Raw genomic sequence first — 19,744 nt, 5'->3', positions numbered from 1 at the left:
CTTTTCCCACGGGCCGTCAGAGCACCATAAGCGGTGGCTGTGGGTCCGGGGCCATTCTTTATATAGGTCATTACCAGAGAAAAGGGCGCAATTCCTACGCCCCCGTCCGGAGCCGCGCGACCGCCGGTCCGTCCCACCGGACGCGTACCCGCACTCGGTGGCACCATGACGCGGTGACCCACGCACGGCAGCATGTGATTCAAGTCGTCGCCCACCGAGGAGCCTCCGAGGAGGCCCCGGAGCACACCCTGGCCGCGTACACCAAGGCGATCGAGGACGGCGCGGACGCCCTCGAGTGCGATGTGCGCCTGACCGCCGACGGCCACCTGGTGTGCGTGCACGACCGCCGCGTCAACCGTACGTCCAACGGCCGCGGCGCGGTCTCCGCCCTGGAGCTGGCCGATCTCGCCGCCCTGGACTTCGGCTCCTGGAAGACGGGCGAGGCCTACCGCAAGCGCGACGAGGACCCCGACTGGGAGCACCGCCCGGAGGACCGCGAGGCGACCTCGGTGCTGACCCTGGAGAAGCTGCTCGAGCTCGTCTCCGACGCCGGACGCCGGGTGGAGCTGGCCGTCGAGACCAAGCACCCCACCCGCTGGGCCGGGCAGGTCGAGGAACGGCTGCTGGCCCTGCTGAAGCGGTTCGGGCTCGACGCCCCGGCCGCCCCCGAGGAGTCACAGGTCCGGGTCATGAGCTTCTCGGCCCGTTCGCTGCACCGCGTGCGTGCCGCCTCGCCGACCCTGCCGACGGTCTACCTCACGCAGTTCGTCTCACCGCGGCTGCGGGACGGGCGGCTGCCCCTGGGCGTGCGGATCGCGGGCCCTTCCGTCCGCATCGTGCGCAACCACCCCGCGTACATCACGCGCCTGAAGGACGCGGGCCACCAGGTGCACGTGTGGACCGTGAACGAGCCGAAGGACGTGGAGCTCTGCGTCGCCCTGGGGGTCGACGCCATCATCACCAACCGCCCGCGCGCGGTGCTGGACCAGCTGGGCCGATGACCGGGATGCCCACCATGATCAACCACACAAGTCACACCAGACCCACGCACACCTCTTGACCCCGCACCGCCCCGGACGGGATCCTCACGTCTCGGCCACACCGTAGAAATTCAGCCACACGATCACAGAGGTGCTCCGGGCGTGCGGTCCGTGTCCGGTCGTGGTGACGCGCCACCGGACCGGGATTGGCCGGTTTCCGGTACAGGCCAATGGGGCATCCACACCGTGGCGTGGGGCGAAGGAGGTCTCGGGGGTGGCGTTGGTGGTGGCACAGGAAGTGCCCACGTCGTCGAGCATGGCCGTACCCCATGGCCCTGCGGGCGTGGGGGAGGCGCGGCACCGTATGCGCACGCAGCTGCGCACGGGCGGGGTGGCGGAATCGGTCATCGACGACGCCGTACTGATCCTTTCCGAACTGCTGAGCAACGCGTGCAAGCACGGCAGACCACTGGACGGAGCCCTCTCCGGTGACGGTGCCGTCCGGGCCGCCTGGCGCGTGGACCCGGCCGGACGGCTCATCGTCGAGGTCACGGACGGCGGCGGCCCGACCCGCCCCGCCCCCGCGACCCCGTCCGTCACGGCGCACGGCGGCCGCGGGCTGAACATCATCACCGCGCTCGCCGACGACTGGGGCGTGCGGGACGACATCTGCGGCGAGGTCACGGTGTGGGTCGTCGTCCACGACGACGTGCACGACCCGGACGCGGGCCACCGCCGCGACGACTTCGCCACGCGCGTCACCGCACCGGCCGTGTCGCAGATACCCGGGCTCGACTTCGCGGACGCCTTCGACGACATGGACTGAGCGCCGTACGCCGCGCTGGTACGGGCGTTGTCCACAGGACCCCGTCGCCCGGGGCCCGAACGGCTAGGCTCGCGACCGTACGAGCCGAGCCGTAACCGGGAGACCCACCGATGGCCAAGAAGCGACCCCAGACGAAGGCCAAGCGCCCGCAGACCACCGGCGGGGCCAGCGCCGCAGGCGCCAAGGGAGAGGTTCCGGTCGTCGGCGCCCGCGAGCCCTGCCCCTGCGGCAGCGGCCGCCGCTACAAGGCCTGTCACGGCCGGGCCGCCGCCCACGCTGTCACCGAGCTGGTGCACCGCCCCTTCGAGGGCCTGCCCGGCGAGTGCGACTGGGTGGCCCTGCGCGAGCTGGTCCCCGCGGCCACGGTCGCGCTGCCCCTCAAGGACGGCCTCCCCGAAGGCGTCCCCGCGGTCACGCTGGCCACGGTGCTCCCGATGGCCTGGCCCGCCCTGCGCCGCGACGACGGCTCGGTCCTGCTCGGCCTGCAGAACGACACCTCCTCCGGCGACATCAGCCGCGACCTGGCCGACACCCTGCTGCGCGCCCTCGAAGCAGCGCCCGGCTCGCCCGTCCAGGGCCGCCGCGCCCCGGCCGACGGCCCGCGACTGCAGGATCTGCTCGACCCGAAGGGCGCCTTCGAGCCAGAAGTGCACAGCGGTTTCGAGTTCTGGGTCCCGGACCCGGAGAACGCCACGCCGGAGGTGACCGCCTCCCTGGAGCGGGCCAACGCCGCGGCCATCCCGACCGTCAAGCTCCAGGGCGTGGACGCCGCGTACTGGTGCGAGACGCCGGAGAAGAACCACCTGCGCTGGGTCATGCCCCACCCGGAGGAGCAGCTTCTGGACGCTCTCGCGCGGCTGCACGCGGCGGGCCGTTCGAGCCTCGGCGAGGGCACGCGCCTGGTCGGTTCCTTCCGCGCCCACGGGCTCACGGTGCCGGTCTGGGACCTGCCGAGCGGGATGTCGGCGCAGGACGTGGAGAAGCCGGCGGCGGAGTTCGCCGAGCGCCTCGCGACCGCGCTGGCCACAGACGCGCCGCTCACGGTCGACGAGCGCCGGGCGCGCGGCGGCCTCACCAACCGGCAGGTCACGCTGAGCTGACGCGCGCCCCGGGACCCGGCCGGACGGCGCCCCGCCCGGCCGGTCCCCCGCGCCCTGAGACGTCACAACTCCCGTTGCAGACAAGCCAGTCGGTGACTGAAAGGGCGAGTTCGAATTTGCGAACCGCCGATCTCTTGTTACCGTTCCTGTAGCCCGGTTGCTGGTGCATCCCCCGTCGCCAGCAACCGGGTCTTCTCATGCGCCGGCCACCGGGACATCTCCCGGGCACGACCGTTGACGGAACGCGGCTTCGGTTCAACTTCCCTTTGATGCACGGGAGTTGCTCCCCGAGCGCAACAGCAGCGGTCCCTGACCGGCCCGCCGGGCGAACTCCGCCACCGCCGAGTACGCCGCCGGTCCGCCCCGCGCGGGCTCCCGGGGCGTCTCGCAGATCCCCGGCTCGTCCTGCGCGCTAACCGCACACGTCATCCGGACAGTCCGCTCGTGCGGTCCCATCGAGGTGAGCACGGCGTCCAGCGCCTCGCCGGTCGCGTTGCGGAAGTAGGTGCGCGCCCAGGTCTGCGCACCCTGTGTCACGACGCAGGTCTGCGCCTCGATGCCGTCGGGGGAGGAGAGTTCCGGACCGCAGCGCACGGCGGTCGACAGGCCCTCGCCGAGCACCGTGAGGCCGGGCAGGGGCGAGGGCGGCTTCCCGTCGTCGGCGGGCGCGGAGGGAGGCGGGCCGGCGGACCCCGGCGAGCCGTCCGGCGCCGGCATCCCGTCCCGCCCCGGACGGTCCGCGCGTTGCGGCGGGCCCCCTCGCTCCGCGCCGGCGACCGAGGTTCCGCTCATCGCGTCCACGACACCTCCGGGTCCCGCGGACCCGGCGGCCGTCACCGCCCAGGGCAGCGCGACCGCGCAGGCCGTCACCACACCCGCGAGGACGAGAAGTCGGGCCTTTCGGGGGTCCCGGGAGCGCCCCCGGGCATGTCGCGGCATGGCCCCGGAACATAACGCGCCGCGGTGGGCGGGGCGCTCGGCGCGCCCGACGGCCCTAGAACTCGGGCGCGCTCACACCCGTACGAGTGAGGACGTCGACCACCGCGTCCACCACGGCCTCGACATCCGGCACCCACGGAGAGGCGGAGCCGGGCAGCGGCGCACGCTCCCAGCGGATCTCGCCCCGGCCCGTCTCGGACGGCGGCAGGGCGAGGTAGCCGCCCTCGCCGTGGAACCGGAGGGAGCCGGGCACGAAGTCCTTGGCGTAGAGCAGCTCACCGAGCTGCTCCATCGAGTACGGCTTCACGAGGATCGCCCACCGCGCGGGGGAGGCGACGACCGGGCCGAGCCGCATGCCGAGACGGTCGAGCGCCTCCAGGGCGCGGGCGGCCGGCTGCGCGGGCAGCGAGACCGCGCAGGGCGCCTTGCCGCCGGTGGCCAGGACGATCGGGGCCGTGGGCCGATTGCCCCACCACCAGCGGATCATGCGGTCGTCGGTCGTGGCCGCGAGGAGGCCTGGGTCGAAGGGGTGCGCACCGGGCACCGTGCACTCGGGGTCGGGGCACGAGCACCGGCTCAGCCCCTGCGGGTCCGCCGCCACGCCCGGGAGTACGGGCCACTGCCATTGAGTCGCGTAGGTCAGGGCCGCGCCGATCAGCTCAGGCCTCCCGTCACTGCGCCGGGACAGGAGCCTGCGTCGCCTTCCGAGGATCTCGCGCATGAGCGCTCGTTCCTTTCCGTTGCACGCCTGGCAACACCGTGGTCCACATCACAACATGTGTCGATCACTTCACTGTGCGTACCTGTTGGCGCATCACACCCCTGCCCCAGGCAAGGGGAACCCCTATGGGTCGAGCATGGGCTGCCTCCGCGGCCGTCCCGTTCGTACTGCGTATCAAAATCACGGGCTGGCGTAGGGGTGGCGAAGTGTGGCGTTTGCCGTCGCGCGTATTTCTCTCCGCCTCCGCCGCGGGAGGATGGGGCACGGTCGTCGGTGGATAGGACGCCCGGTTCCGTCACCAGGTTCCGGGTGCTTCCCAACCACCCCTGGCCTTCACCGAGTACGTACCCATCACGACCGTTGTGACGCTCCGTCGAGCAAGCCCAGTCGACCGCAATAAGCCCTCCCCTGCGGCAGTTTTCAGCCAACTTGGCTTTTCCGCAAGAGGAAGGAGAACAGTTCCTTCGAACCTCACGGACACCAGGAATACCGACAGGACAATGCTGGACATCTCCTCACGAGTGCGTGTACATGTGGAGACACTGCTGGCGGCGCAGAATGACATGGGGGTTTGCGATGCTTTTGGGCAGTACGCGCCGGTCGGAAGGCCGGACGCCATGAACGCTCCGCACCCTCCGAAAGTGGCTGGAATCGATTCAACGGTTCCCGCACCCGCACACACTGTCGCGCCAGTCGCGGGTACCTCACCGGCCACCCCCGCAAACCCTCCCGCCCCACCCGGCGCGGTGCTGCAGGACCGTCTCGCCGGCTGGGTCTCCGACCTCACCACCCTCCACGAGCTGACCGAACGCCTGGCCCGCACGGCCGGGCTCGACGAGGCGCTCCAGGAGATGCTGCGGGCCGGTGCCGCCCTCGTGGGCGCCCAGCGCGGCCTCGTCGTCCTGGAACCGGGCGACGGCCTCGGCCCGGACACCACCATCGGACTGGGCCTGGCCCGCGCCGACCTCGGCCACATCGAGACGGTGCCGCGCAGCGCCCTGTCCCACGGCCGCATCCTCGACGGACTGCCCGGCGCCGAGGACGGCATCGCCGAGCCCGACCTGTTCGCCGGGGACGCGCTCGACCCCCGCCACCGCGAGGTCGCCGCCCGCCTGCGCTACGCCGCCAGCTACGCCCTGCCCCTGTCCACCGAGTCCGCCGGCCGCCTCGGCGCCGCCGTGTGGCTCTACGACGAGCCCGCCGAGCCGACCGAGCGCCGGCGCCACCTCGCCGGTCTGTACACGCGCTACGCCGCCGAGCACCTCGGTCGGCTCCTGGAACTGGAGCGCACGCGCACGGCCATGGCGACCATGTCGGACGAACTGCTGCCCGCGCGGCTGCCCCGGGTGGCCGGCGTCCAGCTCGCCGCCCGGCACCGCACCGGACCGCACGGCGGCGGCGACTGGTACGACGCGCTGCCGCTGCCCGACGCCGCCCTCGGTCTCGCCGTCGGCTCCGTCACCGGGTCGGGGCCCAGCGCGGTCGCCGCGATGGGCCGGCTCCGGGCGTCGCTGCGGGCGTACGCCGTCATGGAGGGGGAGGACCCGGTCGCCGTCCTGTCCGACCTGGAGCTGCTGATGCGGCTGACCGAGCCGGCCCGCTCGGCCACCGCCCTGTTCGGCTACTGCGAACCGTCCGCCCGCAAGATCACGCTGGCCGGTGCCGGGCACAGCCCGCCGCTGCTCATCGGCCAGCGCCGCACGGAGTACCTGGAGACGTCCGTCTCCGCCCCGCTGGGCATGCTCGCCTGCTGGGAGGCGCCGAGCGTGGAGATCCTGGCCGAACCGGGAGAGACGGTTCTGCTGTACACCGACGGACTGCTGCACCGCACCGGCGAGGCCACCGACCGGGCCTTCGCCCGGCTGCACGCCGCGGCGGCCGGAGTGCCCCGGGCGCTGCGCGGCGACCCGGGCGCGATCGCCGACCACGTCCTGCGCAACGTGCTGCCGGACGGGCTGGACGCGGCCGGCGGCACCGAGGACGTGGTGCTGCTCGCGGCGCGCTTCGAATAACGCTCCCTCGCTCCTCGTCATCGGCCCGGACCCCCTCCCCGCGCCGCCGTACAGTGGACGGTGGTCCAGTGCCGTAACGAGGAGGATGACCGTGGCGGAGGATCTCTCGGAGACCCCGGAGACTGCCGAAGAAGAGCCGATCAAGCAGCGGAAGAACGGACTGTACCCCGGCGTGTCCGACGAGCTGGCCGAGAACATGAAGAGCGGCTGGGCCGACACCGAGCTGCGCGATCTCGCTCCCGTCCCCCAGGCCGCCGAGACGGCCGCGCGGCGCTCCGCGCTGTCGGCGCGCTTCCCGGGCGAGCGTCTGGTGATCCCCGCGGGCAACCTGAAGACCCGCTCCAACGACACCGAGTACCCCTTCCGCGCCTCCGTCGAGTACGCCTACCTCACCGGCAACCAGACCGAGGACGGCGTCCTGGTCATGGAGCCGAAGGACGGCGGCCACCAGGCGACGATCTACCTCCTGCCGCGGTCCGACCGGGAGAACGGCGAGTTCTGGCTGGACGGCCAGGGCGAGCTGTGGGTCGGCCGCCGGCACTCCCTCACCGAGGCGGAGAAGCTGTACGGCATCCTCGCGTCCGACGTGCGCGAGCTGCCCGCCGCGCTGCGCGAGGCCACCGGCCCGGTCCGGGTCGTGCGCGGGTACGACGCCGGCATCGAGGCCGCGCTGACCGACAAGGTCACCGCCGAGCGCGACGAGGAGCTGCGGGTCTTCCTCTCCGAGGCGCGGCTGGTCAAGGACGCGTTCGAGGTCGGCGAGCTGCAGAAGGCCGTCGACTCGACCGTGCGCGGCTTCGAGGACGTGGTGAAGGTCCTCGACAAGGCGCAGGCCACCTCCGAGCGGTACATCGAGGGCACGTTCTTCCTGCGCGCACGCGTGGAGGGCAACGACGTCGGCTACGGCACGATCGCCGCGGCCGGACCGCACGCCTGCACGCTGCACTGGGTGCGCAACGACGGGCCGGTGCGCTCCGGCGACCTGCTGCTGCTCGACGCGGGCGTGGAGACGCACACGTACTACACGGCCGACGTGACACGCACGCTGCCGGTCAACGGACGCTTCAGCGAGATCCAGAAGAAGATCTACGACGCCGTGTACGAGGCCCAGGAGGCCGGGATCGCGGCGGTGAAGCCGGGCGCGAAGTACCGCGACTTCCACGACGCGGCGCAGCGGGTGCTGGCCGAGCGGCTCGTGGAGTGGGGGCTCGTCGAGGGCCCGGTGGAGCGGGTGCTGGAGCTGGGGCTGCAGCGGCGCTGGACGCTGCACGGCACCGGGCACATGCTCGGCATGGACGTCCACGACTGCGCGGCGGCGCGGGTCGAGACGTACGTCGACGGCGTGCTCGAGCCGGGGATGTGCCTGACCGTGGAGCCCGGTCTGTACTTCCAGGCCGACGATCTGACGGTGCCGGAGGAGTACCGGGGCATCGGGGTGCGGATCGAGGACGACATTTTGGTGACCGAGGACGGGAACCGGAACCTGAGCGCGGCGCTGCCGCGGCGGTCCGACGAGGTCGAGGCCTGGATGGCCGCCCTCACGGGCTGAGCGGGGTCCGCGGGTGCGCGGGGGCCGGCCGTACGGCCTCCCGCGCGCCCGGACGCGCGAGGGCGTCCGGGAACAGGGCGCCGGTGAGCAGCGGCCCGCTGCCCTGGTGGACATCACCGTGAGCAGGGCGTCCAGGCGCGCCTCGGGCTCGCCGAAGCCCCGGGACCGGGACGCGGTGAGGGCGGTCAGGGCACCGGCGGGCGGGCGGGAATCCGTCCTTGGCCTCCCCTCGCGCACCGGCCGCCCCGGTCCGTGCGAGTGCCTCGTCCTCGGGCCCGGTCCAGCGGTGGTTGTCCCTCATGGGACCGCGATCGCAGGGGAGTTGGCGCCAGGCGTGTGAGGCCGGGGTGGGAGAGCCCTGTGAATCGTCCGGGGCCTTCCGTCCGTTGGTCAAAAAACACCAGGTCAGCGCCAGTTGACGTATGAGATCATGGCCGACCTTGCCGGGCCGAACCGAGGACGGGCGCGATCACCATGAAGAACGTTCAGACGGCGCTGACCATGCAGGACGCCATCCTCACCCTCCAGAAGTACTGGAGTGACAACGGCTGCATGATCACGCAGCCGCTGAACACCGAGGTCGGAGCCGGTACGGCCAACCCGGCCACCGCGCTGCGGGTGCTGGGGCCGGAGCCGTGGAGCGTCGCCTACGTCGAGCCGAGCGTGCGGCCGGACGACTCGCGCTACGGCGAGAACCCCAACCGGCTCCAGACCCACACCCAGTTCCAGGTGATCCTCAAGCCCGACCCGGGCAACCCGCAGGAGCTCTACCTGGGCAGCCTCCGCGCGCTCGGCGTCGACCTGAACGCGCACGACGTGCGGTTCGTCGAGGACAACTGGGCCTCGCCCGCGCTCGGTGCCTGGGGGCTGGGCTGGGAGGTCTGGCTGGACGGCATGGAGATCACCCAGTTCACCTACTTCCAGCAGGTCGGCGGTGTCGCCCTGGACCCGGTGTCGGTGGAGATCACCTACGGCCTCGAACGCATCCTGATGAACCTTCAGGGAGTGGCCCACTTCAAGGACATCGTCTACGCCCCGGGGATCACCTACGGGGAGGTGTTCGGGCAGAACGAGTACGAGATGAGCCGCTACTACCTCGACGACGCCGACCTCGACACCAACCAGGGGCTGTTCGAGGCGTACGCGGCCGAGGCCCGGCGCCTGCTCGACCTGGAGCTGCCCGTACCGGCGTACCTGTACGTGCTCAAGTGCAGCCACACCTTCAACGTGCTGGACGCGCGCGGGGCGATCAGCACCACCGAGCGGGCCAAGGCGTTCGCGCTGATGCGAGGGCTGACGCACGAGTCGGCCAAGCTGTGGGAGCGCCGGCGGGCCGCGCTGGAGCATCCGCTCGGGGTGGCGCCCGCACCGGCCCCGGCCGAACGGGCCCCGCTGCCCAAGGTGCCCGGCGTCGAGACGCTGCTGTTCGAGATCGGTGTGGAGGAACTCCCGTACGCGGACGTCCCCGCGACGACCGAGGCGGTACGCGCGTCGGTCACCGCCAAGCTGGCCGAGACGCGGCTCGGGCACGGCGCGATCACCGTGATGGCCACGCCGCGCCGGATCGTGATCACGGTCGACGGTGTGCAGCCGCGCGAGCGTGACACCGTGCGGACCGTACGCGGACCCAAGGCAGCCGCCGCCTACAAGGACGGCGCTCCCACGCCCGCCCTGCTGGGCTTCGCGCGCAGCCAGGGCGCCGAACCGGGCGACGTGCGCATCGTCGAGGTCAAGGGGACCGAGTACGTGGCGGTGACCCGTCACGAGGCGGGGCGCCCGGCCGTGGAGGTCCTCAGCGACCTGCTGGCCGAGGTGGTCGCCGGGCTGCGCGCCGGGCGCAACATGCGCTGGAGCGACCCCGGGCTGTCCTTCTCGCGTCCGGTGCGCTGGCTGCTCGCGCTGCTGGGCCGCACTCCCCTGCCCGTGGTAGTCTCCTCCCTCTCCGCGGGCGACACCACGCGCGTGCAGCGGCAGGCCCCGTATCCGGAGGTCCGGGTGACCTCCGCCGAGGGCTACCCGCACTTCCTGCACATGCACGGCATCCTGCTCGACCGGGACGCCCGGCGCGGGGCGGTGGTGCGCGGGGCCCTGGAGGCCGCGGCCGAGGTCGGCGGACGGATCGACATCGAGGCGCAGGCCGGGCTGATCGACGAGATCACCGACATCCTGGAGTTCCCCTACGCCGTGCGCGGGTCGTTCGACGAGCGGTATCTGGAGCTGCCCGCGAGCGTCCTGACCACCGTGATGCGCAAGCACCAGCGCTATCTGCCCGTGCTGGACGGCGAGCGCCTCATGCCGCACTTCGTCACCTTCGCCAACGCCCTGTGCGACGACGACGTGGTGCGGGCGGGCAACGAGGCGGTGCTGCGGGCGCGGTACGAGGACGCCGCGTTCTTCTGGCGGGCGGATCTGAAGGTGGCGCCGGAGGAGTTCCGGCGCCGGCTGGACAAGCTGACCTTCGAGGACCGGCTCGGGACGGTCGCCGACCGTGCCGGGCGCATCGCCTTCCTCGCTCTGGACCTGGCCGGACGGGCCGGGCTCCCTCAGGAGGCGGTGGAGGTCGTCCGGCGGGCGGGTGCGCTGGCGAAGTTCGACCTGGCGTCGCAGATGGTGATCGAGTTCTCGGGGCTGGCCGGGGTGATGGCCGAGGAGTACGCCCGCCGGGCCGGGGAGTCCGAGGAGATCGCCCGGGCGCTGGCCGAGATGGAGCTGCCCCGTTCCGCCGGTGGCGCCCTGCCGACCGGGGACGCGGGTGCCGTGCTGTCCCTCGCCGACCGGTTCGACCTGGTGACCGGCATGTTCCTGATCGGCGCCGCGCCGACCGGGAGCTCCGATCCGTACGGGGTGCGCCGGGCGGCGATCGGGCTGCTCAACGTGTTGCGCAGCGTGCCCGCGGTCGCCGATGTCCGGGTGAGTGACGGGCTGCGCGCGGCGGCCGTACGGTACGCCGCGCAGGGCGTCCAGGTGCCCGCCCAGCGGGTCGCCGAGGCTCTGGAGCTGATCACCCGGCGCTACGAGCAGCAGCTGACGGACGCCGGGCACGAGCACCGGCTCGTGCAGGCCGTGCTGGGCTGGGCCGACCGCCCCGCCCAGGGCGATCGCACGCTGGCCGCGCTGGAGCGGCACGTCGGCAGCGAGGCGTTCGAGGCGCTCGCCGCGGCGCTGCAGCGCGTGGTGCGGATCCTGCCCGAGGAGGGGCCGGCGGCCGGTGCGGATCCGTCCCTGCTGACGGCACCCGCGGAGCTGCGTCTCGCCGAGGTCGCGGAGGCCGTACGGCAGGCGCTGCAGGGCCGGGAACACGACCTGGACGCGCTGGTCGAGGTCTCCGGCCCGCTGGTCGAGGCGATCGGCGTCTTCTTCGACGAGGTGCTGGTGATGGACCCGGATCCGGCGATCCGGGCGGCACGGCTGGCACTCCTCGCGGAGGTGGCGGCGCCGGCGCGGGCCACGCTGGACTGGAACGCGCTGTAGGCGGGGGGCGGCAGTCCCGGAGGGGCGCTCAAAGACGGCGTTGGGTGGTGTTTCACGTGAAACACCACCGATCCACGTGTTTCACGTGAAACACCCCACCGGTCCGCGGAGGTGGGGTCAGACCGCCATGAGCGGTGCGTCCTCGCGCCACTTGAGGACCTTGTCGAAACTCACCACGGCCCCGCCGCGCCCCGGCTTGTTGCCGATGTGGACGTGGTCCGCAAGCTCCTCGATGAGGCACAGCCCTCGGCCGTTCTCGGCGTCGGAGTGGGCGGGCCGGATCTGCGGGCGCGCCGGGGCGGGCGCGGGGAACCCCGGGCCCGCGTCGGCCACCTCGATCCGGCACTTCTCACCGTCGAGGTAGGCGGTGACCCGGTACGCCTCCGAGCCCGGGCCGCGCCCCAGCTCGCCGCCGTGCTCCACGGCGTTCGCGCAGGCCTCGCTGAGCGCGACGGACAGGTCGTAGGAGATGTCGGGATCCACGCCCGCGGTCTCCATCGTGCCGATCAGCAGGCGGCGGGCGAGCGGCACGCTCGCAGCTTCGCGCCGCAGATGGAGTGACCACCAGATGCTCATGCTCCAGCCTCCTGGCTGCGGCTCGACATACCGTTACGTATTGCCCTGAGTCCCCGTGTGTAAGCGTGAAGTTGACGTGACGCCGCCCATACGGCGGATGCGCACTGGTCCTGATCGGTGTATGTGCGGGTGCGAACCGGTACCGATGAGGCAGAACGCCGGTCCTCTCAACTCCTCGTGAGAACGAGCCGGCGGTGCATTCGGGTGCGGGCGGGGCCAGAGAGGGACGTTCCGGTCGTAGGGCATCTTGCGGACCTGCCGCACGAGACCCACGGGGCCAGTGCGATGATTGGCCCGCCATGACTGCCCCCCACACGCCCACGACGCGCTCCGGACTCACGCTCCGGATCCTGCGGGCCGCGGTGTTCGCCGCGGTCTGCGTCGTGCTGGCCGGGGCAGGTCACGCACTCGCCTCCTGCGAGAGCATCCCGCTCTGGACGCTGGGCGCCGGGTTCCTCGGTGTGGCCGCGGTGGCCGCTCCGCTCACCGGGCGCGCACGCTCCCTGCCGGGGATCACGGCACTGCTCGCGCTCGGCCAGACGGTGCTGCACACCCTGTTCGGCCTGGGCCAGCACGGCACGGCCGCCGCCACGTCCTCGACATCGGCGGGCCTGAGCGACGCCGCCCTGGTCCAGCAGGCCGCGCGGCTGGTGTGCGGTACGACGGCGGCGGCGATCAGCCCGGCGCAGGCCCACAAGATCCTCACCGACGCCCGGCTCCAGCCGGTCCCGGACGCGCACGTGACGCATCTGGAGGCCGCTTCGGGCTCCTCGGCCTCCCTGTGGCCGTCCCTGCCGATGATGCTCGGCCACGTCCTCGCGGCCCTCGCCGCGGGCTGGCTGCTGCGCCGCGGCGACCTCGCGGTGCTGCGGCTCGCCGAACTGTCGGCCCAGGGCGCCGAAGGAGCGCTCGTGCGCTCCCTGCGGGCCGCCCTGGCGCTGGTGCGCGCTCTGCGTGCCGGGCTCCCGGGAGCGCCGGACGCGTGCCCCCGCCCCGTGCGGGCCGTGCGGCCCGAGCCCTCGATGCCGCGGACCGTCGCGCTCCAGCACTCGGTGATCCGGCGTGGCCCGCCGGCCGCCCCGGCTTCCGCAGCCGCACTCGCCCTGGCCGCCTGACGCGACGCGACCGCTGCTCCCCCTCCCTGTCTGTCCGGAGGGCCCGGAGGAGAGGGCCGCCGTCGTGCGGCACGCGCGTGTGCGCATCCCTCTTCCTCATCCCGACACACAGCGGAGTGCCCCTTTCCATGAAGGCTTCCCGTATCGCCGCGGCCTGCGCCGCCGCCGGTCTGACCGTGCTGACCCTGTCCGCTCCCGCCTTCGCGCACGTCTCCGTGCAGCCCGAGGGCCCGGCCGAGAAGGGCGGCTACGCCGTCGTCGACTTCAAGGTGCCCAACGAGCGCGACAACGCCTCGACCACCAAGCTCGAGGTCACCTTCCCCACCGACCACCCGCTGGCCTCCGTCATGCCGGAGCCGGTTCCGGGCTGGAAGGTGGAGGTCACCACGTCCAAGCTGGACAAGCCGCTGGAGATGCACGGCGAGAAGATCTCCGAGGCCGTCTCCAAGGTCACCTGGACCGCCGACGGTGACGGCATCAAGCCGGGCTTCTTCCAGAAGTTCCCGGTCTCCGTCGGCCAGCTGCCCGAGGACGCCGACCAGCTCGTCTTCAAGGCCCTCCAGACGTACGACAACAAGGAGGTCGTGCGCTGGATCGAGGTGCCGCAGGAGGGGCAGGAGGAGCCCGACAACCCGGCTCCCGTGCTGAGGCTGTCCGCCGCATCCGAGGACGGGCACCACGGCTCCCCGGCCGATGACGCCGAGTCGGCCGAGAAGGCCTCCACCGACACCGCCGCCGCGGACACCGGCTCCTCCGACGACACCGACACCACCGCCCGCGTCCTGGGCGTCGTCGGCATCGTGGTCGGCGCGGCGGGTGTCGCCTACGGCGTACTCGCCGGCCGTCGGCGCGGCACCGCCTGACGCTGATCCGTCGCTCGGCGCGCGCCGGGTTCCCGCCTGCGGGCGGAACACCCCGGTGCGCGCCGGGTCACCGACATCTGGGACATTTTTCTATGCGCACCAAGACCTTCGCCGCGGCCGCCCTGCTCGCCGCCGCCTCCCTGACCCTCACCGCCTGCGGCAGCGGCGACGACGGCGACAAGCCCGTCTCCGTGGTGTCGGAGGAGGCCGGCGCCGACAAGGCCGCGACGGTCCTCGACAAGCCGTTCGAGAAGCCCGACCTGGTCCTCACCGACACCGAGGGCGAGAAGTACGACCTCCGCGAGGAGACCGCGGGCAAGCCCACGCTGATCTACTTCGGCTACACGCACTGCCCCGACGTCTGCCCCCTGACGATGAACAACATCGCCGTCGCCAAGAAGCAGCTGCCCAAGGCCGAACAGGACGAGCTGCGCGTGGTGTTCGTCACCACCGATCCGCAGCGCGACACCTCGGCCGAACTCGGCAAGTGGCTCAAGGGCATCGACTCCGAGTTCGTCGGTCTCACCGGCGACTTCGCGACCATCCAGGCCGGCGCCCGCACCCTCGGCATCTCCATCGAGCCGACGACAAAGGACAAGAACGGCAAGCTCGTCTCCGAACACGGCACCCAGGTCATCGCGTTCTCGCCGAAGACCGACGGCGGCTATGTGCTCTACGGCGAGGACGCCTCCGTCGAGGAGTACACCAAGGACCTCCCCAAGATCGTCAAGGGGGAGAACCCGTGACGCGGCGACTCCTCCCGGCGGCGCTCGTCATGGCCGGAGCGCTGGCCCTGGCCGGCTGCGGCGGCTCGGACGCGGGTTCCGGGTCCCACTCCGGCAGCGGCTCCGGGAAGGCGGAACTCTCCGTCGGCTCCGCGTACATGCCGCAACCGGTCTCCGACGACATGGCCGCCGGCTTCTTCACCGTCAGCAACAAGGGCGGTGCCGCCGACGAGCTGACCTCGGTGACCAGCGACATCGGGCAGGTCACCGTGCACGAGACCGTCGACGGGGCCATGCGGGAGGTCAAGAGCCTCACCATCCCCGCGGGCGGCCGGCTGGAGCTGCGGAGCGGCGGCGACCACCTCATGTTCGAGCAGCTCAAGCGCAAGCCGAAGGAAGGCCAGACCGTCTCCGTCGAGCTGCACTTCGCGCACTCGGACCCCGTGAAGGTCGAGATGCCGGTGAAGCCCGCGACCTACACCCCGAAGACCGGGCACTGAGGGAGGAACCTCTGTGACGCCGACCCACGCCCCCCGCGTCCGGGCCCTGGTACTGCTGCTCCTGGCCGTGGCCTGCGCACTCCTCGCCGGAGCCGGTCCGGCCTCCGCGCACGCCGCGGTGACCGGCAGCGACCCCGGGCAGGGGGCGGTGGTCGACGAGGCCCCGGCCCGGATCACGCTCACCTTCTCCGAGCAGGTCGCGGTGTCCGGCGACTCGCTGCGTGTGCTCGATCCCGACGGCGAGCGTGCCGACACGGGCGAGCCGTCCGGCGTCAGCGGCACGACCTACGCCGTACGGCTCAAGCCGGGCCTGCCCGACGGCACCTACACGGTCGCCTACCAGGTCGTCTCCGCCGACAGCCACCCCGTCTCCGGCGCCTACACCTTCTCCATCGGCGCCCCCTCCAAGACGACCGTGACGGTCTCCGGGCAGAGGACGGACGACGGGGTGGTCGGCTGGCTGTACGGCTTCGGGCGGTACGTGTCGTACGCCGGGTTCATCGTGCTGGCCGGCGGCGCCGCCTTCGTGCTCGCCTGCTGGCCACGCGGTGCCGGGGTGCGGCCGGTGCAGCGGTTCGTCGTCTCCGGATGGCTCGCGCTCACCGCGGCGACCCTCGCGCTGCTGCTCCTGCGCGGCTCGTTCACCGGCTCCGGGAAGGTCGCCGACGTCTTCGACCTGAGCCTGCTCGGGCAGGTGATGCAGACCAAGACCGGCGCGGCCCTCGTCTCCCGGCTGCTGCTGCTCGCCGCGGCGGCGCTGTTCATCGCCGTGCTGTTCGGGGCCTACGACAAGCGCGAGGACCCCGAGGAGAAGCGCGACCTGAGCTTCGGGCTGGCGATCGGCGGCGGTGTCGTCGCGGCCGGGCTCGCCGCGAGCTGGGCCATGTCCGAGCACGCCTCGGTCGGACTCCAGGCGGGCATCGCCATGCCGGTCGACGTGCTCCACCTGCTGGCCGTCGCCGCCTGGCTCGGCGGGCTCGGCGCCCTGCTGGTCGCCCTGTACCGGGCCCCCGCAGGCACCCCCGTCGACAGCTCCGCCGTACGCCGCTTCTCCCGGCTGGCCTTCGGCAGCGTCCTCGCGCTGATCGTGACCGGGACGTACCAGTCCTGGCGGCAGCTCGGCTCCTGGTCGGCCTTCACCGACACCCGCTACGGCCGGCTGCTGCTCGCCAAGATCGCCCTCGTGGCCGTCCTGGTCGGTGTGGCGTGGCTGTCGCGGCGGTGGACGGGGCGCCTGACGGAGACGGTTCCCGAGGAGCGGGAGAAGGAGCCGGTCGGCGCGGGGACCGAGGCCCGCGTCGGTGCGGGGAACGCCACGACGGGCGGCACCGCGGAGGCCGCGGCCGGCGACGACCGGGCCGACACGGGCACGGACGCGCCCGCGTCCGCGGCCACGGACACCGGGACCGGCACCGCGGCCCGGCCTGACGGCCCCGGGGCGCAGCCGGACCCCGGCAAGCCCGCCGACGCCGAACGCGCCGCCCAGCTCGCCCGGCAGCAGGCCGCTCGGGGCGCCGCCCGCCAGAAGCGGCTGCGGGACGCCGACCCCCACCGCTTCGGTCTGCGCCGCTCCGTGCTGGCCGAGGCCGGTATCGCGGTCGTGCTGCTCGCCGTCACCACCGTGCTGACCCAGACCGAGCCGGGACGTACGGAACAGGAGGCCAAGGCGGCCACCTCGTCCGCTGCCTCCCCCACCGGCCCGGGCGCCTCCGGGGCGCTGACGCTGAACATGCCCTTCGACACCGGCGGCCGGGACGGCAAGGGCGTCGTCACCGTCGACCTCGACCCGGCTCGCGTGGGCGGCAACGACCTGCACGTCTACGTGGAGCGCCCCGACGGCCGCGCCTTCGACATCCCCGAGGTGAAGATCGAGTTCACCCTGGAGGCCAAGGCCCTCGGGCCCCTGCCCGTCGTCCCCGACCACATCGCTACCGGACACTGGTCGGCGAGCGGAGTGCAGATCCCCATGGCCGGCGACTGGCAGGTCGCCGTGTCCGTGCGGACCTCCGACATCGACGAGGTGACCGTCACCAAGAACGCGCAGATCGGCTGAACCACCATGGCTGACCAGTCCATCCCGGAGGCCCGGACCCCCGAGACCACCGAGGCGGAGGCCCCCGCGGCCGCCGTCCGGGAAGGCATCTCGCGGCGGCGTCTCCTCGGCACCGCCGGCGCCACCGGCCTCGTCCTGGGCACGGCGGGCGCCGCGGTCGGATACGCCGCCGCCCCCTCCGAGGCGGCCGCGCCGCTCACCTCGCTGGGCACCGACCGGGCGATGTTTCACGGGAAACATCAGCCCGGCATCACCGACGGCCTCCAGGCCCGTGGCCACCTCGTCGCCTTCGACCTGGCGGCGGGCGCGGGCCGCAAGGAAGCCGCCGCCCTGCTCCGCCGCTGGTCGGAGACGGCCCGGCGGCTGATGGCGGGCGAACCCAGCGCCCACGACGACACCGGTGTCGCCCGTGACGCCGGGCCCTCGTCGCTGACCCTCACCTTCGGCTTCGGCCACAGCTTCTTCGCCCGGACCGGCCTGGAGAAGCAGCGCCCCACCGCGCTGGACCCCCTGCCCGAGTTCTCCTCCGACCGCATCGACAAGAACCGCAGCAACGGCGACCTGTGGGTGCAGATCGGCGCCAACGACGCCCTCGTGGCCTTCCACGCCCTGCGCGCGATCCAGAAGGACGCGGGACGGGCGGCCAGGGTGCGGTGGCAGATGAACGGTTTCAACCGCTCGCCCGGCGCCACCGCCCGCCCCATGACGGCCCGCAACCTGATGGGCCAGATCGACGGCACCCGCAACCCGAAGCCGGAGGAAGCCGACTTCGACCAGCGGATCTTCGTCCCCGACAAGGGTGAACCGGCCTGGATGGCGAACGGCTCCTACGCCGTCGTCCGCCGCATCCGCATGCTGCTCGACGACTGGGAGAAGCTCTCCGTCAAGGCGCAGGAGGACGTCATCGGGCGCCGCAAGTCCGACGGGGCCGCCCTGTCCGGCGGCACCGAGACGACCGCGATGGACCTGGAGAAGACGGACGCCGAGGGCAATCCGGTCGTTCCGATCAACGCCCACGCCCGTATCACCCGGCCCGACCAGAACGGGGGCGCCGCGATGCTCCGCCGGCCGTTCTCCTTCCACGACGGGATCGACGCCGACGGGGTGCCTGACGCTGGCCTGCTGTTCATCTGCTGGCAGGCCGATCCGCTGCGCGGCTTCGTGCCGGTGCAGCGCAAGCTCGACCGCGGCGACGCCCTGTCGCCGTTCATCCGGCACGAGTCCAGCGGCCTGTTCGCGGTCCCGGGAGGTGCGGCCGAGGGCGAGTACGTGGGGCAGAAGTTGCTGGAGGGGTGAGAGGCATTCCCCGCACCGGCTTGTGGGGGATGGCGCTTCCCCCAGGCCATTAGGGTGAGGTCATGCCAGCGAGCTATGCGTATCTCGGTCCCGAGGGCACCTTCACCGAAGTCGCCCTGCGCAGGCTTCCCGAGGCCGCCACCCGGGAGCTCATCCCGTACGTGTCCGTCCAGTCCGCGCTCGACGCGGTACGCGCCGGCGAGGCCGAGGCCGCGTTCGTGCCGATCGAGAACTCCGTCGAGGGCGGCATCACCACCACCCTCGACGAGCTGGTCGCCGGCACCCCGCTGATGATCTACCGCGAGGTGCTGCTGTCGATCACCTTCGCGCTGCTGGTCAGGCCCGGTACGAAGCTCTCGGGGATCAAGACCGTCTCCGCCCACCCGGCCGCCCAGCCCCAGGTGCGCAACTGGCTGAAGAAGCACCTGCCGGACGCGCACTGGGAGTCGGCCGCCTCGAACGCGGACGCCGCCCGGCTGGTCCAGGAGGGCCGGTACGACGCCGCCTTCGCGGGTGAGTTCGCGGCCGCCCGCTACGGCCTCGAGGCCCTGGAGACCGGGATCCACGACGCCGAGAACGCCCAGACGCGGTTCGTCCTGGTCGGCCGCCCCGCCCGGCCGGCCGCACCCACCGGCGCGGACAAGACCTCCGTCGTGCTCTGGCAGCGCGACGACCACCCCGGCGGCCTGCGCGACCTGCTCGGCGAGTTCGCCACCCGCGGCATCAACCTGATGCTGCTGCAGTCCCGCCCCACCGGCGCCGGCATCGGCAACTACTGCTTCTGCATCGACGCCGAGGGCCACATCAACGACCGGCGGGTGGCCGAGGCCCTGATGGGCCTGAAGCGGATCTGCCTCCAGGTGCGCTACCTCGGCTCGTACCCACGCGCGGACCTGCAGCCGATGGACGTCCAGCCGCCGCGGCTCGGGACCTCGGACGAGGAGTTCGTGGCGGCGGCGGACTGGGTCGCCCGGTGCCAGGACGGCCGGTTCTAGAGGGCCGGCCCTGCCTGCCGGCG

16 protein-coding genes are annotated in these 19,744 nt (G+C 72.6%); 13 read left to right on the top strand and 3 right to left on the bottom strand.

Annotated features, from left to right (window positions below):
- Positions 1-173 precede the first annotated feature (173 nt).
- The 3 genes from ABZY20_RS16165 to ABZY20_RS16155 all read left to right on the top strand — a co-directional run bounded on the left by ABZY20_RS16165 (position 174) and on the right by ABZY20_RS16155 (position 2,906).
- On the top strand, positions 174-1,001 hold the full coding sequence (locus tag ABZY20_RS16165) for a glycerophosphodiester phosphodiesterase (protein ID WP_356442043.1): 828 nt from the start codon (positions 174-176) through the stop codon (positions 999-1,001).
- Between the two features lie 253 nt (positions 1,002-1,254).
- Positions 1,255-1,806 (top strand): ATP-binding protein, encoded by a 552-nt coding sequence (locus tag ABZY20_RS16160; RefSeq protein ID WP_356442041.1) that lies wholly within the window; start codon positions 1,255-1,257, stop codon positions 1,804-1,806.
- 110 nt (positions 1,807-1,916) lie between these two features.
- Positions 1,917-2,906, top strand: coding sequence for a DUF5926 family protein (locus ABZY20_RS16155; protein WP_356442039.1), 990 nt, complete (start codon positions 1,917-1,919; stop codon positions 2,904-2,906).
- Positions 2,907-3,161: 255 nt separating this feature from the next.
- Here the strand turns inward: ABZY20_RS16155 and ABZY20_RS16150 are convergent, their stop codons facing one another.
- Positions 3,162-3,698 carry a hypothetical protein gene (locus ABZY20_RS16150; RefSeq protein ID WP_356442037.1) on the bottom strand — a complete coding sequence of 179 codons (537 nt, stop codon included), beginning with the start codon at positions 3,696-3,698 and terminating at the stop codon, positions 3,162-3,164.
- Positions 3,699-3,900: 202 nt separating this feature from the next.
- Positions 3,901-4,566 carry a bifunctional DNA primase/polymerase gene (locus ABZY20_RS16145; protein ID WP_356442035.1) on the bottom strand — a complete coding sequence of 222 codons (666 nt, stop codon included), beginning with the start codon at positions 4,564-4,566 and terminating at the stop codon, positions 3,901-3,903.
- A 500-nt stretch (positions 4,567-5,066) separates the two neighbouring features.
- Between ABZY20_RS16145 and ABZY20_RS16140 the strand changes: the two genes are divergently transcribed.
- The 3 genes from ABZY20_RS16140 to ABZY20_RS16130 all read left to right on the top strand — a co-directional run bounded on the left by ABZY20_RS16140 (position 5,067) and on the right by ABZY20_RS16130 (position 11,598).
- The gene (locus ABZY20_RS16140) at positions 5,067-6,578 is read left to right on the top strand and encodes a PP2C family protein-serine/threonine phosphatase (RefSeq protein WP_356442033.1); all 1,512 of its coding nucleotides are present in this window, start codon (positions 5,067-5,069) and stop codon (positions 6,576-6,578) included.
- 85 nt (positions 6,579-6,663) lie between these two features.
- On the top strand, positions 6,664-8,127 hold the full coding sequence (locus tag ABZY20_RS16135; RefSeq protein WP_356442031.1) for an aminopeptidase P family protein: 1,464 nt from the start codon (positions 6,664-6,666) through the stop codon (positions 8,125-8,127).
- Positions 8,128-8,601: 474 nt separating this feature from the next.
- A complete protein-coding gene (locus tag ABZY20_RS16130; RefSeq protein ID WP_356442030.1) occupies positions 8,602-11,598 on the top strand; it encodes a glycine--tRNA ligase in 2,997 nt (998 codons plus the stop codon).
- A 117-nt stretch (positions 11,599-11,715) separates the two neighbouring features.
- On the opposite strand, the gene ABZY20_RS16125 is transcribed toward ABZY20_RS16130, so the two are convergent.
- The gene (locus tag ABZY20_RS16125; RefSeq protein ID WP_356442028.1) at positions 11,716-12,174 is read right to left on the bottom strand and encodes an ATP-binding protein; all 459 of its coding nucleotides are present in this window, start codon (positions 12,172-12,174) and stop codon (positions 11,716-11,718) included.
- Positions 12,175-12,473: 299 nt separating this feature from the next.
- Here ABZY20_RS16125 and ABZY20_RS16120 point away from each other — a divergent pair, with 299 nt between their 5' ends.
- The 7 genes from ABZY20_RS16120 (at position 12,474) to pheA (ending at position 19,721) form a co-directional block, all read left to right on the top strand.
- Positions 12,474-13,289, top strand: a complete 816-nt coding sequence (locus ABZY20_RS16120; protein ID WP_356442026.1) for a hypothetical protein — start codon at positions 12,474-12,476, stop codon at positions 13,287-13,289.
- Positions 13,290-13,417: 128 nt separating this feature from the next.
- Complete coding sequence (locus ABZY20_RS16115) at positions 13,418-14,152, top strand: YcnI family protein (protein ID WP_356442025.1); 735 nt, start codon at positions 13,418-13,420, stop codon at positions 14,150-14,152.
- A gap of 92 nt (positions 14,153-14,244) precedes the next feature.
- Positions 14,245-14,898: an SCO family protein gene (locus ABZY20_RS16110; protein WP_356442024.1), complete on the top strand. Its 654-nt coding sequence runs from the start codon at positions 14,245-14,247 to the stop codon at positions 14,896-14,898.
- The gene (locus ABZY20_RS16105; RefSeq protein WP_356442022.1) at positions 14,895-15,377 is read left to right on the top strand and encodes a copper chaperone PCu(A)C; all 483 of its coding nucleotides are present in this window, start codon (positions 14,895-14,897) and stop codon (positions 15,375-15,377) included. The genes ABZY20_RS16110 and ABZY20_RS16105 overlap by 4 nt, the downstream gene beginning before the upstream one ends.
- Before the next feature lie 13 nt (positions 15,378-15,390).
- Positions 15,391-17,430: a copper resistance protein CopC gene (locus tag ABZY20_RS16100; RefSeq protein ID WP_356442020.1), complete on the top strand. Its 2,040-nt coding sequence runs from the start codon at positions 15,391-15,393 to the stop codon at positions 17,428-17,430.
- A gap of 6 nt (positions 17,431-17,436) precedes the next feature.
- Entirely contained in the window at positions 17,437-18,726 is a 1,290-nt protein-coding gene (gene efeB / locus ABZY20_RS16095) for an iron uptake transporter deferrochelatase/peroxidase subunit (RefSeq protein ID WP_356442018.1), read from the top strand.
- A 62-nt stretch (positions 18,727-18,788) separates the two neighbouring features.
- Positions 18,789-19,721, top strand: coding sequence for a prephenate dehydratase (gene pheA / locus ABZY20_RS16090; protein WP_356442016.1), 933 nt, complete (start codon positions 18,789-18,791; stop codon positions 19,719-19,721).
- Positions 19,722-19,744: the final 23 nt, after the last annotated feature.

This window comes from Streptomyces sp. NPDC006624 (assembly GCF_040611555.1).
GTDB lineage: Bacteria > Actinomycetota > Actinomycetes > Streptomycetales > Streptomycetaceae > Streptomyces.
The sequence above is the reverse complement of the archived record's forward strand: the minus strand, read 5'-3'. Positions and strand labels throughout refer to the sequence as shown.